Source organism: Pseudarthrobacter sp. 1G09 (assembly GCF_050038305.1).
In the GTDB taxonomy this organism is placed as follows: domain Bacteria; phylum Actinomycetota; class Actinomycetes; order Actinomycetales; family Micrococcaceae; genus Arthrobacter; species Arthrobacter equi.
Genome location: NZ_CP188306.1, coordinates 2,430,263 through 2,443,456, shown reverse-complemented (window position 1 = coordinate 2,443,456; position 13,194 = coordinate 2,430,263). Strand labels below are relative to the sequence as shown.

General features: G+C 64.5%; 11 protein-coding genes. 8 read left to right on the top strand and 3 right to left on the bottom strand.

Features of this window, described 5'->3' with window-relative positions:
- Positions 1–20: 20 nt before the first annotated feature.
- Complete coding sequence (locus ACP3TD_RS11230) at positions 21–443, bottom strand: VOC family protein (protein WP_426762973.1); 423 nt, start codon at positions 441–443, stop codon at positions 21–23.
- 19 nt (positions 444–462) lie between these two features.
- On the opposite strand from ACP3TD_RS11230, the gene ACP3TD_RS11225 reads away from it, so the two are divergent.
- A complete protein-coding gene (locus ACP3TD_RS11225) occupies positions 463–786 on the top strand; it encodes a chorismate mutase (protein WP_426762972.1) in 324 nt (107 codons plus the stop codon).
- Positions 787–837: 51 nt separating this feature from the next.
- Here ACP3TD_RS11225 and ACP3TD_RS11220 read toward each other — a convergent pair whose 3' ends face one another.
- Positions 838–1,227 (bottom strand): hypothetical protein, encoded by a 390-nt coding sequence (locus ACP3TD_RS11220; protein WP_015937238.1) that lies wholly within the window; start codon positions 1,225–1,227, stop codon positions 838–840.
- Between the two features lie 149 nt (positions 1,228–1,376).
- Between ACP3TD_RS11220 and ACP3TD_RS11215 the strand changes: the two genes are divergently transcribed.
- The 6 genes from ACP3TD_RS11215 to pdxS all read left to right on the top strand — a co-directional run bounded on the left by ACP3TD_RS11215 (position 1,377) and on the right by pdxS (position 9,633).
- Positions 1,377–1,724, top strand: a complete 348-nt coding sequence (locus ACP3TD_RS11215; protein ID WP_426762970.1) for a DUF6504 family protein — start codon at positions 1,377–1,379, stop codon at positions 1,722–1,724.
- On the top strand, positions 1,721–5,206 hold the full coding sequence (locus tag ACP3TD_RS11210) for a DNA polymerase III subunit alpha (protein WP_426762969.1): 3,486 nt from the start codon (positions 1,721–1,723) through the stop codon (positions 5,204–5,206). The genes ACP3TD_RS11215 and ACP3TD_RS11210 overlap by 4 nt, the downstream gene beginning before the upstream one ends.
- Before the next feature lie 128 nt (positions 5,207–5,334).
- Positions 5,335–7,344: a threonine--tRNA ligase gene (thrS, locus tag ACP3TD_RS11205; protein ID WP_091720519.1), complete on the top strand. Its 2,010-nt coding sequence runs from the start codon at positions 5,335–5,337 to the stop codon at positions 7,342–7,344.
- Between the two features lie 16 nt (positions 7,345–7,360).
- Positions 7,361–7,948, top strand: a complete 588-nt coding sequence (locus tag ACP3TD_RS11200) for an HIT family protein (protein WP_056079499.1) — start codon at positions 7,361–7,363, stop codon at positions 7,946–7,948.
- Positions 7,938–8,567: a phosphatidylinositol phosphate synthase gene (gene pgsA, locus ACP3TD_RS11195; RefSeq protein WP_426762967.1), complete on the top strand. Its 630-nt coding sequence runs from the start codon at positions 7,938–7,940 to the stop codon at positions 8,565–8,567. Before ACP3TD_RS11200 ends, pgsA begins: the two co-directional genes overlap by 11 nt.
- A gap of 139 nt (positions 8,568–8,706) precedes the next feature.
- A complete protein-coding gene (pdxS, locus tag ACP3TD_RS11190; RefSeq protein WP_091720513.1) occupies positions 8,707–9,633 on the top strand; it encodes a pyridoxal 5'-phosphate synthase lyase subunit PdxS in 927 nt (308 codons plus the stop codon).
- Positions 9,634–9,737: 104 nt separating this feature from the next.
- Here the strand turns inward: pdxS and ACP3TD_RS11185 are convergent, their stop codons facing one another.
- Entirely contained in the window at positions 9,738–11,750 is a 2,013-nt protein-coding gene (locus ACP3TD_RS11185) for a M3 family metallopeptidase (RefSeq protein ID WP_426762965.1), read from the bottom strand.
- A gap of 84 nt (positions 11,751–11,834) precedes the next feature.
- Between ACP3TD_RS11185 and ACP3TD_RS11180 the strand changes: the two genes are divergently transcribed.
- Positions 11,835–13,148: a CapA family protein gene (locus tag ACP3TD_RS11180; RefSeq protein WP_426762964.1), complete on the top strand. Its 1,314-nt coding sequence runs from the start codon at positions 11,835–11,837 to the stop codon at positions 13,146–13,148.
- Positions 13,149–13,194 lie beyond the last annotated feature (46 nt).

The window sequence follows — 13,194 nt, the reverse complement described above, 5'->3', positions numbered from 1 at the left end:
CCCGGACCGCCGACCGGAACTCAGACGGTGACCATCCCGTCGTCGTCCACTGCCCAGGTGGGGTTGTACGCAACTTCCCAGCGGAAGCCATCGGGATCGGAGAAGTACCCCGTGTAGCCGCCCCACGGCTGGGTGACCGGTTCGCCGGTAACTGTAGCCCCGGCGGCCTTCGCCTCGTCCAGGACCCGGTCCACCTCATCGGCGGCGTGCACGTTATGGCTCAAGGTGATGCAGGGAACCGGTCCGGGAGCGTCCACCCCGGCCTCGGCGTGCATCTGGCCTGCATCCCACAGGGAAAGCACCAGCCCGTGGTTGGCCTGGATGAAAACCACTTCGCCGGGGACCTCCCGGTGCACGGGCCACCCGAGACCGTCGACATAGAAGGCCCGGGAGGCCGGAACACTGCGGACACCTAGCGAGATGAAGTCGACTCTGGGTTGCATGCTTCGATACTGTCAGAAGATGGCAACAATTCAAGGAAACGACCGGGATGCACTGGCCGACAAGGAACAGCTCGCCGCAGTCCGAATTGCCGTGGATGAGGTGGACGACCAGATCGTCACCCTCATTGCGCGCCGCGAACGCCTGATCAGGATCGCCGGTACCCTCAAGGGTGACGACGCCGAGGTCCGCGCCCCGGACCGCGTGGAGAAAATCATCCAGCATGTCCGCTCGGCAGCTGAGCGGAAGGACATCGACCCGGACATCGTGGAGGCGACGTACCGGGCCATGATCTCCGGATTCATCGAACTGGAGCTCCGGGTCCACCATGAAGACAACGGCTGACCCGCCCGGGTCACCCCTCCCTACCCTGCAGCTGCAACGCTGCGGGGAACCCTAGAGGTTTTCGTCCACCTTCACGCCGGACTGGAAGTCCCTTCCGTCAGCCTCGCTGAAGCCTGTCATCACATGGCCTTTGCCGAGGCCATTGATTGCGGCCATGGGGAAGTTTCCTGTGATGGTGCTGCCTGAATGGCTGACGCCGCCCAGGTCATAGTTCTCCTCACAGTTCTGTTCGTGGTTAAACGAAAAGAAGGCTATGGCCTCCCCGTTCATGAATTCAATGCCCAGCCGGCGCTGGGATGAGTAGTCCGGACTCGCCGCCACAAGACCCACCACGTAGGCGCCGGAACCGGGGATGTTGCCGTCTATATCGAAAGTGGCCACCAGCGTGGAGTCCTGTGCCTTGATGCTGACTTGTTTGAGGAGTGCGTCAGAGGTGCTCATGCACCCATCCTGCTACCTGCCGAACTGTCAGTCCACCCCCTGAACCACGATTCTATGCATTGGGTGGAGCCGGGCGTAGACTGGAGTTATTCGAACACATATTCGAATATTTTCCCCAGTTTGCAGTACCAGCCAGTCCCGGAGGCGCCATGGGCATGTTCAGCGAATCAGTTGATGTCGCCTGCACCCCCGACGGCCTTCCCCAGAGCCTTGTATGGGCCGGGGGTACCTATGACATCTGCGCCGAACCCCTTCGATGGTACGAACGCCGCCAATGGTGGGCTGAGGAAAGCAGGGTTCCCTTGGGGAGCGGTCCCGGGATGGTGGATCACGAAATTTGGCGGATCCAGGTCCTGCCCCAGGCTTCGCCAGGACGTCGCCCCGGCATGGAAAGCCAGCCCATGGAACCACTCACGCTTGACCTCACCCGGCACATCCGCAGCGGCAGGTGGCGGCTGCTGCGCATCCACGACGCCCTTCGACCCAGAACAGCATGAGTTTTACGCACCTGCATGTCTCAACCGCCTTCAGCGCGCACTATGGAGTCTCCTGGCCGGAGGAATTGGCCCAGGCCGCAGCTGACGACGGCGCCTCCGCGCTGGCCTGTACAGACCGCGACGGGTTATACGGCACCATCAAGCACCTCAAGGCCTGCATGGCCGCGGGGATCGACCCCATCGTTGGGGTGGACCTTGCGGTGCTGGACGACGACGGTGATCGCCGTACCGAGGTCGCCGGACGGGTTGTGGTGCTCGCCAAGGGACACAACAACGGTACCGGCTACAGGGCGCTGTGCCGGCTGATCTCAGATGCCCATTCCCGGACGTCCGGCAAAGCCGGGGGTACCATCCCCGTGGCCGTTACCCGGGCAGAACTGGCCTCAAGGACCCTCGACCCCCAAACGCTCAAACCAGTCCTGGTGGTCCTCATCGGGCCAGACTCCGACGTGGGGCGTGCCATGGGCGGAAGGCGGTACCTGCGTCCGCGCACCCTGTTCAAGCAATGGCTCGATGCCATGCCCGCAGGGACAGTGGTGGCAGAGATAGTTTCCCAGCTCAGCGCTCCCGGGTCACCCCTGAGCACCGCCCACGCGGTAAGGATGCTTCGACTCGCCGAAGAACACCGTGTTCCTGCCGTCCTCACCAATGCCGTCAGGTATTGCGGAGCTGACGGAGCCCCCACCGCCGACGTCCTCGACTCCGCACGCACGCTCAAATCCCTTCCCGAACTGGCCGGCGAACCCCTCCTGCAGCCCACCGGCCAGGGATGGCTGAAAACCTCAGGCCACATGCGACGGCTTGCCCAGGAAGTCATTTCCGCGGCAGGCTACGGCACCGCAGACCTCACGCAGCTCCTTGCGCAGACCGAGGCACTCGCCGATGCCTGCCGGATCGATCCTGCCAGTGACATGGGGTGGAAGCAGCCGGTTGTTCCGGAAGCGTCCATCATCGGGATCAACCAGGACCCCGCCCTGGAACTGGTCCAGCGGTGCCATGCCGGAATCGCCAGGCGCTTCCCGGGGATTACCGGTACCGCTGAGCAAACCATGCTCACCAGGCTCGAGCATGAGCTGAGGATCATCCGCAACCTCAACTTCTCCTCCTACTTCCTGACGGTGGCTGAAGTCTCCAGGATGATCCAGGACATGGGAGTCCGCGCCGCAGCCAGGGGCTCGGGTGCATCCAGCCTGGTCAACTACCTGATTGACGTCAGCCAGGTAAATCCGCTGCAGCATGACCTGATCTTTGAGCGTTTCCTGTCCCAGGACAGGGCCACCCTGCCGGATATCGACATCGACGTCGAAAGTGCCGAACGCCACAACGTCTACCGCAAAATCTTCGAACGGTTCGGGGCTGAGCGGGTCACGTTGATGAGCATGCAAAACGGATACCGGGCCAGGGGAGCAGTACGCGACGCAGGCCTCGCCCTTGGCATGGACGGCGACGAGGTGGGGGAGATCGCCAAGCAGCTGTGGCGCTTTTCCGCAGGGAAATTCCGGGAAGCGCTTCAGGAAAAACCTGAACTGCGCGAATTCGCCGGCCGTGTGGAACAACGGGACACGGACGGCAACCAGCAACTGGATCTCCTGGTGGACCTGACTGAGCGCCTTGACCGGCTGCCCCGCCATATCTCCATGCACCCCTGTGGAGTGATCCTGGGTGACGCCACACTGCTGGACCGCACCCCGGTCCAGCCCAGCGGGTTGGGGTTGCCCATGAGCCAGTTCGACAAACATGACATGGATCCCATGGGCATGCTGAAGCTTGATGTCCTGGGCGTCCGGATGCAGAGCGCCATGGCGTTTGCCGTCCGTGAAATCATCCGGATCCATCCCTCCAAGAGTGACGTTGTGGCAGCCGGGCACCATGCTCCCGGCCCGAAAGGGGCCGGCCCTGACTACATTGCCGCCAACGGCCGGATCGATCTCAATGCTGTTCCGCTGGACGACGAAGCCACGTTCGAACTCATCAGGAGTACCCATACTCTCGGATGTTTTCAGATCGAGTCTCCCGGCCAGCGGGAACTGATCGGCAAAATGGCACCCCGGGAATTCAACGACCTCATCATCGACATCTCCCTGTTCCGGCCGGGGCCCATGAAATCAGACATGGTCCGGCCCTTCCTGGAGCACCGGCACGGGTTCGCACCCGAGGTATATCCCCACCCGGACCTCAAGCCAGTACTCGCCGAAACCCACGGGGTCACGGTGTTCCATGAACAGATCCTCAAGACCTTCGACGTCATGACCCACTGCGGGCTTGCCCGTGCCGACGAGTTCCGCCGGGCCCTGGGCAATGAAAACCGCGAACCCGCTGTGGAGGAGTTCTTCCGAAAGGCAGCCCGTGCCGAAGGGTACGCCCCTGAGGTGGTGGACAAAGTATGGGGAACCCTGAAGGCCTTTGGAAGCTTCGGGTTCTGCAAGGCCCACGGCGCCGCCTTTGCAGTTCCCACGTACCAGTCCGCCTGGCTCAAAACGCACCACCCGGAGGCGTTCCTGGCTGGGCTGTGGGAACACGACCCCGGCATGTACCCCAAACGGTTGCTGGTAGCTGAAGCGCGGCGCCTGGGCATCCCCATCCTTCCGCTGGACATCAACCGGAGTAAGGACGAATACCGGGTGGAGCGGATCCTGTCAGGAGCCGATTCCGGAAAGCTGGGGATACGGCTCAGCCTGAAAGGCATTTACGGGCTTTCGGGAACTGAACTGAAAAGGATCGTCGCAGGTCAGCCTTTTGACTCGCTCGCAGACCTTCGGTCGCGTTCCAGGATCAGCAAGCCCAGCATCAAGCGGCTTGCCCAGCTTGGTGCGTTCGATTCCCTCCACCGGGAGGCAGGAGGAACTGCCAACCGGGCCGACCTCGTCCAGCACCTGCAACAACTCCAGGTCACAGGAAGCCGGAAGGGCACCGACGTGCTCGAAGGGCAGCTGTCCTTCCCGCTGGGCGATATTGAGTTGCGCAACGTCAAACCCGGGCTGCCCCAACCCACCCTGGTGGAAACCGTCCGGGCTGAACTCGACCTGATGGCTGTGGATGTGAGCACCCACCTGATGGACAGCCACCGCCCAATCCTGGAAAGGCTGGGCGTCACCACGGCCAACAAGCTGTTGGGACTGCGGAACGGAACCGAAGTGCTGGTGGCCGGAGTCCGGGTAGCCACCCAGACGCCGCCGATGCGTGGGGGCCGGCGGGTGGTGTTCATCAGCATCGACGACGGTACCGGCTGCATCGATTCAGTGTTCTTCCACGAAGCCCAGGAAAGCGCCGGCCCGCTCCTGTTCGGTACCCGGATGCTGCTGATCCGGGGCACCACCCGCAGGACCGGCCCGCGGGGAATCAGCCTGAGCGCCAGCATGGCCTGGGACCTCGGCAAACCCGAAACGCTGCCGTTCCCGCCGTCGGAAACTTCCTTCCAGGACGTGGCGCACCCGCTGGACGGCATTGCCAGGAGCCTTGCCATCACCGGTTTCAACGGCTGACATCGGCTATCACGCTGCCGTGTGCCGCGTTGGTCGGCCCTCCGCCGAACCGATAGCATTGACGGTGGCTGGCTGTGGTCCCCGTACGCCACAAGCTATGAAGCCTCAACTTTGAATAGGAGACACCCGTGTCAGATGCCCAGCAGATCACCCTTCTCGTCGATGGCGAAGAGACAAAGGTGACTACCGGGACAACCGGTGCGGAACTCTTCTTTGAGCGCCGCGATGTTGTCGTGGCCCGCGTCAATGGCGAACTCAAGGACCTGGACCAGGAACTGCCCGAAGGTGCCGAGGTTGAAGGCGTCACCATCGAATCCCCGGACGGACTGAACGTCCTGCGCCACTCCACCGCCCACGTTATGGCCCAGGCCGTCCAGCAGCTGCGCCCCGACGCCAAGCTCGGCATCGGCCCCTACATCACCGATGGCTTCTACTTCGACTTCGACGTCGCTGAACCGTTCACCCCCGAGGACCTCAAAACCCTCGAGAAGATGATGCAGAAGATCATCAACCAGAACCAGAAGTTCGTCCGCCGCGTTGTTAGCGAGGACGAAGCCCGCGAAGCGATGAAGAACGAGCCCTACAAGCTTGAGCTGCTGGGCAAGAAGAACGAAGCCGCCGAGGCCGGCGAAGGCGTGAACGTCGAGGTCGGCGCCGGCGACATCACCATCTACGACAACGTTGAGCGCAAGGAGGGCACCACTGTCTGGTGCGACCTTTGCCGTGGCCCGCACCTTCCCAACACCAAGCTCATTTCCAACGCCTTCGCCCTGACGCGTTCCTCTTCCGCCTACTGGCTGGGCAACCAGAAGAACCAGCAGCTGCAGCGCATCTACGGCACCGCCTGGCCCACCAAGGACGCCCTCAAGGCTTACCAGGAACGTATCGCCGAGGCTGAACGCCGTGACCACCGCAAGCTCGGTTCCGAGCTGGACCTGTTCTCCTTCCCGGATGAGCTGGGCTCAGGCCTACCCGTGTTCCACCCCAAGGGCGGCATCATCCGCAAGGAGATGGAGGACTACTCCCGCCAGCGGCATGTGGAGGCCGGCTACGAGTTCGTCTACACCCCGCACATCACCAAGGGCCACCTGTACGAAGTTTCCGGGCACCTGGACTGGTACAAGGAGGGCATGTTCCCGGCGATGCACGTCGACGCCGAGCTCAACGAGGACGGCACTGTCCGCAAGCCCGGCCAGGACTATTACCTGAAGCCGATGAACTGCCCCATGCACAACCTGATCTTCCGTTCGCGGGGCCGCTCCTACCGCGAGCTTCCGCTGCGCCTGTTTGAGTTCGGGTCTGTCTACCGGTACGAGAAGTCCGGCGTGGTCCACGGCCTGACCCGCGTCCGTGGGATGACACAGGACGATGCCCACATCTACTGCACCCGCGAGCAGATGAAGGACGAGCTCACCAAGACGCTCACCTTCGTCCTGGACCTGCTCAAGGACTACGGCCTCAACGACTTCTACCTGGAGCTCTCCACAAAGGACCCGGAGAAGTATGTGGGCGAGGACGCTGCGTGGGAGGAAGCCACCCGCACCCTGGCCGAAGTGGCCCAGGAATCGGGATTGGAACTGGTGCCGGATCCGGGTGGAGCCGCGTTCTACGGCCCCAAGATCTCCGTGCAGGCCAAGGACGCCCTGGGCCGCACCTGGCAGATGTCCACCATCCAGCTGGACTTCAACCTGCCTGAACGCTTCGAACTCGAATTCCAGGCTGCGGACGGCAGCCGGCAGCGTCCCGTGATGATCCACCGTGCACTTTTCGGCTCGGTGGAGCGGTTCATGGGCGTCCTCACCGAACACTACGCCGGCGCCTTCCCGGCATGGCTGGCACCCGTCCAGGTGGTGGGCATCCCGGTGGCCGAAACCTTCAACGAGTACATGTTCGACGTCGTCGACCAGCTGAAGGCGGCCGGTATCCGTGCGGAGGTGGACACCTCCTCGGACCGTTTCCCGAAGAAGATCCGGACCGCCAGTAAGGACAAGATCCCGTTCGTGCTGATCGCCGGCGGAGACGACGCCGAAGCCGGCGCGGTTTCGTTCCGGTTCCGGGACGGCAGCCAGGACAACGGCGTGCCGGTGGCAGAGGCTGTCAAGCGGATCACCGAAGCCGTCCGTAACCGGACCAGCTAGCGAACGGAACAGCACCGTGGAGGAGAACACAGGTGCCGGGTATCCAGGGGATGCCGGTGTAACCGACGACTTTGCCCTGGCCGGTGTCCCGGACGCTTTCCAGCGCCTGTGGACTCCGCACCGGATGGCCTACATCAAGGGCGGGCAGCACCAGTTCAAGAATGAGAATGACTGCCCGTTCTGTGTGGGCCCGGGCCGAACCGACGAGGACGCCCTCATCGTGTACCGGGGGAAAACCTGCTACGTCGTGCTGAATCTTTTTCCGTACAACCCCGGGCACCTGCTGGTCTGCCCGTACCGGCATGTACCGGACTACACGGACCTGACGGTGGAGGAAACTGCCGAATTCGCCGACCTGACCCAGACGGCGATGCGCGTCCTGCGCAAGGTGTCCAACCCGGGCGGATTCAACCTGGGCATGAACCAGGGTGTGGTGGGCGGTGCCGGTATCGCCGCCCACCTGCACCAGCACATTGTTCCGCGCTGGGGCGGCGACGGGAACTTCTTCCCCATCATTGCCCAGACCAAGGCCATTACGCAGACCCTCGATGAGGTCCGGCAGATGGTGGCCGACGCCTGGCCCGGGGAGACTGATGCTGAATAGGCACGCCCGCGGTTTCTTTACCGCGCTTTTCACCCCGCTGGCCCGCTGGCTGCTGCGCCTGGGTGTCTCGCCCGACGCCGTGACAGTCATCGGAACCGCGGGCGTCGCGTTGGGCGCCCTGGTGTTCTATCCTCTCGGGCAACTGTTCTGGGGCACGGTCTTCATCACGGCCTTCATCTTTTCCGATGTCCTGGACGGCATCATGGCCCGCATGCAGGACGTCAAGAGCCGCTGGGGCAATTTCCTGGACTCCACCCTGGACCGCGTCGCGGACGGCGCGCTCTTCGCCGGGCTGGCGGTGTGGTTCTTCACGGGCGGGCAAAATGCTGCCATCGCCGTGGCGGCCATGGTCTGCCTGGTCCTGGGCATGGTGGTCTCCTATGCCCGGGCCAAAGCCGAGTCCCTGGGGTACACAGCAAATGTCGGCATCGCGGAGCGGGCCGAGCGGCTCGTCTCCGTCCTGGTGATCACTGGGCTCACCGGGCTGGGACTGCCGTCGGTGGTGCTCCTCGTGACACTGGTGCTGCTGGCGCTGGCGAGCTTCACGACGATCGTCCAGCGTGTTTCTTCGGTCCGCCGGCAGGCACTGGCACAACCGCTTCCCGCGGACGAAGCGTAATTGCCGCGGCTGGCCGCCGGGGGACTACTATAAGGATTGCCCGGTCAATGGACCCGGCAATCCGTGTGTGTACAGTCCGGCATCAGCATGCCCGCCTGCACACGCGGCGAAGATCGTCTATCTACCCATAGGGGTTTTTGTGTCTACACCAGATGTAAGCAACGAGGCCGGTTCGTCCGCGAACAGCGTCACGGGCAGCAACCGCGTGAAGCGCGGCATGGCTGAGATGCTCAAGGGCGGCGTCATCATGGACGTCGTCAACGTTGAACAGGCCCGCATCGCCGAAGACGCCGGTGCTGTTGCAGTCATGGCCCTGGAACGCGTTCCGGCCGATATCCGCGCCCAGGGCGGCGTGTCGCGCATGTCCGATCCGGACATGATCGACGCCATCATCGATGCCGTGTCCATTCCGGTCATGGCGAAGGCCCGCATCGGCCACTTCGTTGAGGCCCAGGTCCTGCAGTCCCTCGGTGTGGACTACATTGACGAGTCCGAGGTCCTGACCCCGGCCGACTACGTCAACCACATCGACAAGTGGAACTTCAAGGTTCCCTTCGTCTGTGGCGCCACCAACCTTGGTGAGGCGCTGCGCCGCATCAACGAGGGCGCGGCGATGATCCGGTCCAAGGGCGAGGCCGGCACCGGCGATGTTTCCAACGCCACCGGCCACATGCGCCAGATCCGCGCCGAGATCGCCAAGCTTGCCGCACTGCCCGAGGACGAGCTGTACGTCGCGGCCAAGGAACTGCAGGCACCGTACGAACTGGTCAAGGAAGTGGCCGCTGCCGGCAAGCTTCCCGTGGTGCTGTTCACCGCCGGCGGCATCGCCACCCCGGCCGACGCCGCCATGATGATGCAGCTCGGCGCCGACGGCGTGTTCGTTGGCTCCGGTATCTTCAAGTCCGGCAACCCCGCCCAGCGCGCGGCCGCCGTCGTGAAGGCCACCACCTTCTTCGATGACCCCGACGTCATCGCCAAGGCCTCCCGCGGCCTGGGCGAAGCCATGGTGGGCATCAACGTCGACGAGATCCCCCAGCCCCACCGCCTCGCCGAGCGTGGCTGGTAAGCAAAACCTTCGGCTCCGTCCCTGAAGTACGACGCCGGTTTCCCACCTTTCTCTGGTGGGGGACCGGCGTCGTACTTCTTTAAGAGGGGTGGGGCAGGGAGCCGCTATTCCAGGCCGCGGCGCTTCAGCAGGGGCTCGAGTTTGGCGTCCCGGCCGCGGAGGATCCGGAAGGACTCCAGGGGGTCGCGGCTGTTGCCGCGGGAGAGCAGTTCCTGCCGGAACCGGTCGCCGTTGGCCCTGGTGAGGCCGCCGTTCTCCGAGAACCAGTCCACCGTCTCGGCATCCAGGACCTCACTCCAGATGTAGGAGTAGTAGCCGGCGGCGTAGCCCGCGCCGGCAAAGATGTGCTGGAAGTAGCCGGTCCGGTACCGCGGCGGGATGAGCGCGTGCGTGATGCCCGCTGCGGCGAGGGACTTCGCCTCGAACGCGAGGGCGTCATCCGGGACGGCATCCTGCTCCAGCACGTGCCAGGCCAGGTCCAGCAGTGCGGCGCCAAGATACTCGGTGGTGGCAAACCCTTCGCCCCAGAGCCTGGACTCTTCCAGCCGGTCCACAACATGCTGCGGCAGCGGTTCACCGGTGGCGTGGTGGCGGGCGTAGTTCGCGAGGACCTCCGGCCACATGATCCACATTTCGTTGACCTGCGAAGGGAATTCCACGAAGTCGCGGGGGACAGCCGTCCCGGAGAACCGCGGGTAGGTGACGTCGGAAAAGAGCCCGTGCAGCGCGTGGCCGAACTCGTGGAACACGGTCCGCACCTCGTCAAGTGTCAGGAGGGTCGGTTCACCGGGCGCGGGTTTGGTGATGTTGAGCGTGTTCATCACCACCGGCCTGGTACCCAGCAAGGCGTTCTGTTCCACCAGCGAGTTCATCCATGCGCCGCCCCGCTTGGATTCGCGGGACCAGTAGTCACCGAGGAACAGCCCCAGCCCGCCGCCGTCGGAATCCCTGACCTCCCAGACCCGCACGTCCGGGTGGTAACCAGCCAAGTCTTCCCGCTCATGGAAGCTGATGCCGTACAGGGATCCGGCCGCGAAGAACACGCCGTCCCGCAGCACGCGCTCCAGCTCGAAGTAGGGGCGGAGGGCCTGCTCGTCCACGCTGTACTTTTCCCGGCGGACTTTCGCCGAGTAGTAGGCCCAGTCCCACGGTTCCAGGGCGTGCCCGGCGGACTCGGCAAGGGCGGACGCTTCACGGTCCGCGTTGCGGACGGCGGCGGGGGCCATGCGGTTCAGCATGGACTGCACCGCCCCGAAGTCAGGCGCCGTCTGGCGGTCTGCCACCAGTTCCGCGTAATTCGCAAAACCCAGCAGCGTGGCCTTCTCTGCACGCAGCCGGGCCATGGACCTGGCCAGGCCCAGGACATCCAGGGGGCCGCCGCTGCTGCCCCGTGCAACGGACGCTTCGAACAGCCGACGGCGGACGGCCCGGTCCGTGAGTGAGGCAAGGGCAGGCTGGTTGCTTGGCTGGATAAGCCCCAGCAGGAACTGCCCCTCATGTCCTGCTGCCCGGGCCGCTTCAGCTGCGGCGGCGACGTCGTCGGCGGGCAGGCCGTCAAGTTCTTCCACATCCTCGACGAGGAGCGCCGCGGCCTTCATCCCTTCCTTAACCCGCTGGCCGAACTCCGTGCCCAGACCGGCGAGCTCTGCGTTAACGGCCCTGAGCCGGTCCTGTCCGGCGGGATCGAGCTGGATACCCGTTTGCCGGAACTCCTTCAGGTACTCCTCCACCAGCCGGACCGACTCGGGATCACATGCAGAGGTATCGATGCCCCGGAAACGCTCATACAGGTCATGGTTCAGGAAGAGCTCATCCTGGTGGGCCGAAAACCGGGGCGAGAACTTCGTCTCGAGTTCCCTGATCTCCGGCGAAGCGTCCGCCGAGACCAGGGTAAAGAAGGAAGCGGCTGCGCGGTCCAGCAACCGCCCTGACTGCTCCATCGCCACCGCGGTGTTCCCGAAGGTGGGTACCTCCGGATTCTGCACAATGCGGTCAATTTCAGCGAGGTGTTCGGACAGGCCCGCTTCGATGGCCTCGGCGTAGTGGGCGGCCTCGATGCGGGCGAAGGGCGGGAGCCCGTACGGCAGCGAGCTGGGAGCCAGAAGGGGGTTAGTCATGATGAAAACCTTTCACATGAGGGCACGCTTCTCAATGCGGCCAAATGCCCGCGCCGAAGGCTGGCCATTCCTAGACTTGGCGGTATGGGGAAAAGTACCGGGAGGGCTCCTGCGCGCTCCCGCGCGGGTGCCGGGCTGCAGCGGTGGATGCGCGCTGTGTCGGTCGCAGGCCTGCTGCTCGTGGCTGGTCCGCTCGCCGGGTGCGGCCTTGTGGCGCAGGGGGCCGGCGCCGGTGAGTCCGCCTCCGGGTCCACCAAGAGCCCACACCCCGGAATGCCGTCCGGTACAGCCTCGGCTTCCAGTGCCCCGCCAACCCCCACACCTTCGCCCACGCCCGGCAAGGGCCCGCGGTGCCCGGTGCTGCGCTGCGCGTCGGTGGTGCTCACGGGCGGCATGCTGGTCCACAGCAGCATCTGGCAGGAGGCACAGCAGGATGCCGCTGCCACCGGGAAGCCGGGCCTGGATTTCCTGCCGATGCTGGAGGGGCAACGGCGCTACCTGGAAAGGAGCGACCTCGCCATCTGCCACCAGGGGGCCCCTGTGGCGAAACCGGACGGGCCGTTTGCCGGCCACCCCTCGTTCAACGTCCCGCCGCAGATCGTCACCGCTGCAAAGGACGCCGGTTACCAGGCCTGCACCACCGCAGGCGACCACATTCTTGACCGCAGTACCGACGGACTCCTGCGGACCGTGGATGCCCTGGATGCGGCCGGCCTGAAGCACACCGGTTCCTACCGCACCGCAACAGAGTCCCAACAGATCCTCATCCTGCCGACTCCTGCTGCGAAGGTGGCTGTCATCGAGGCAACTTCCGGACTCAACGGGAAGACTCCCGAATACCCGTGGCAGGTGGACGTGCTGGACTCCAGCACCATGATTGCCAAGGCCAGGAAGGCGCGGATGCTGGGCGCCGACGTCGTGATTGGTGCCATGCACGCAGGGGACGGCAACGGCGGGAACACCGGTACCCCGGGCGTCCAACAAACGGTGGCAGCCCGTGCGCTGGCGGACAGCGGTCAGTTCAACCTGGTCTACGGCCACTCCCCATCGGTGCTGCCCATCGAGAACTACAAGGGCACTTGGATCGCCTACGGACTGGGCAACGGGATCACGGACGTTTCCCCTGCGCATCCAGCCAAAAGTGAGGGCCTGCTGGTCCGCGCGCAGTTCGGCCAGGACGCTGCCGGAAAGTGGACCGTCACGGACCTGGCGTGGACGCCGACCGTTATGGTCGGGAATCCCTACCGGTGGTGTTCGGTGGCGGCAGATGCGCCGCAGGGGCACTGCGCCGGGGCACCGGCCGACGACGCCACGCGGCAGCGGACCATTGAAGTGGTGAACTCCATGGGCGCCGCAACTGCCGGCGCCCACGAACTCCTCATCACTCTCGAACCCTGACGGCCGTTATGAAGCTGCGACCGCCACGAAGCTAAGGGAAAAGCCC

What these genes read in the sequence shown, in the direction of transcription:
- ACP3TD_RS11230 (WP_426762973.1), bottom strand. Translation starts at nt 443, where the DNA reads ATGCAACCCAGAGTCGACTTCATCTCGCTAGGTGTCCGCAGTGTTCCG.
- ACP3TD_RS11225 (WP_426762972.1), top strand. Translation starts at nt 463, where the DNA reads ATGGCAACAATTCAAGGAAACGACCGGGATGCACTGGCCGACAAGGAA.
- ACP3TD_RS11220 (WP_015937238.1), bottom strand. Translation starts at nt 1,227, where the DNA reads ATGAGCACCTCTGACGCACTCCTCAAACAAGTCAGCATCAAGGCACAG.
- ACP3TD_RS11215 (WP_426762970.1), top strand. Translation starts at nt 1,377, where the DNA reads ATGGGCATGTTCAGCGAATCAGTTGATGTCGCCTGCACCCCCGACGGC.
- ACP3TD_RS11210 (WP_426762969.1), top strand. Translation starts at nt 1,721, where the DNA reads ATGAGTTTTACGCACCTGCATGTCTCAACCGCCTTCAGCGCGCACTAT.
- pgsA (WP_426762967.1), top strand. Translation starts at nt 7,938, where the DNA reads ATGCTGAATAGGCACGCCCGCGGTTTCTTTACCGCGCTTTTCACCCCG.
- ACP3TD_RS11185 (WP_426762965.1), bottom strand. Translation starts at nt 11,750, where the DNA reads ATGACTAACCCCCTTCTGGCTCCCAGCTCGCTGCCGTACGGGCTCCCG.
- ACP3TD_RS11180 (WP_426762964.1), top strand. Translation starts at nt 11,835, where the DNA reads ATGGGGAAAAGTACCGGGAGGGCTCCTGCGCGCTCCCGCGCGGGTGCC.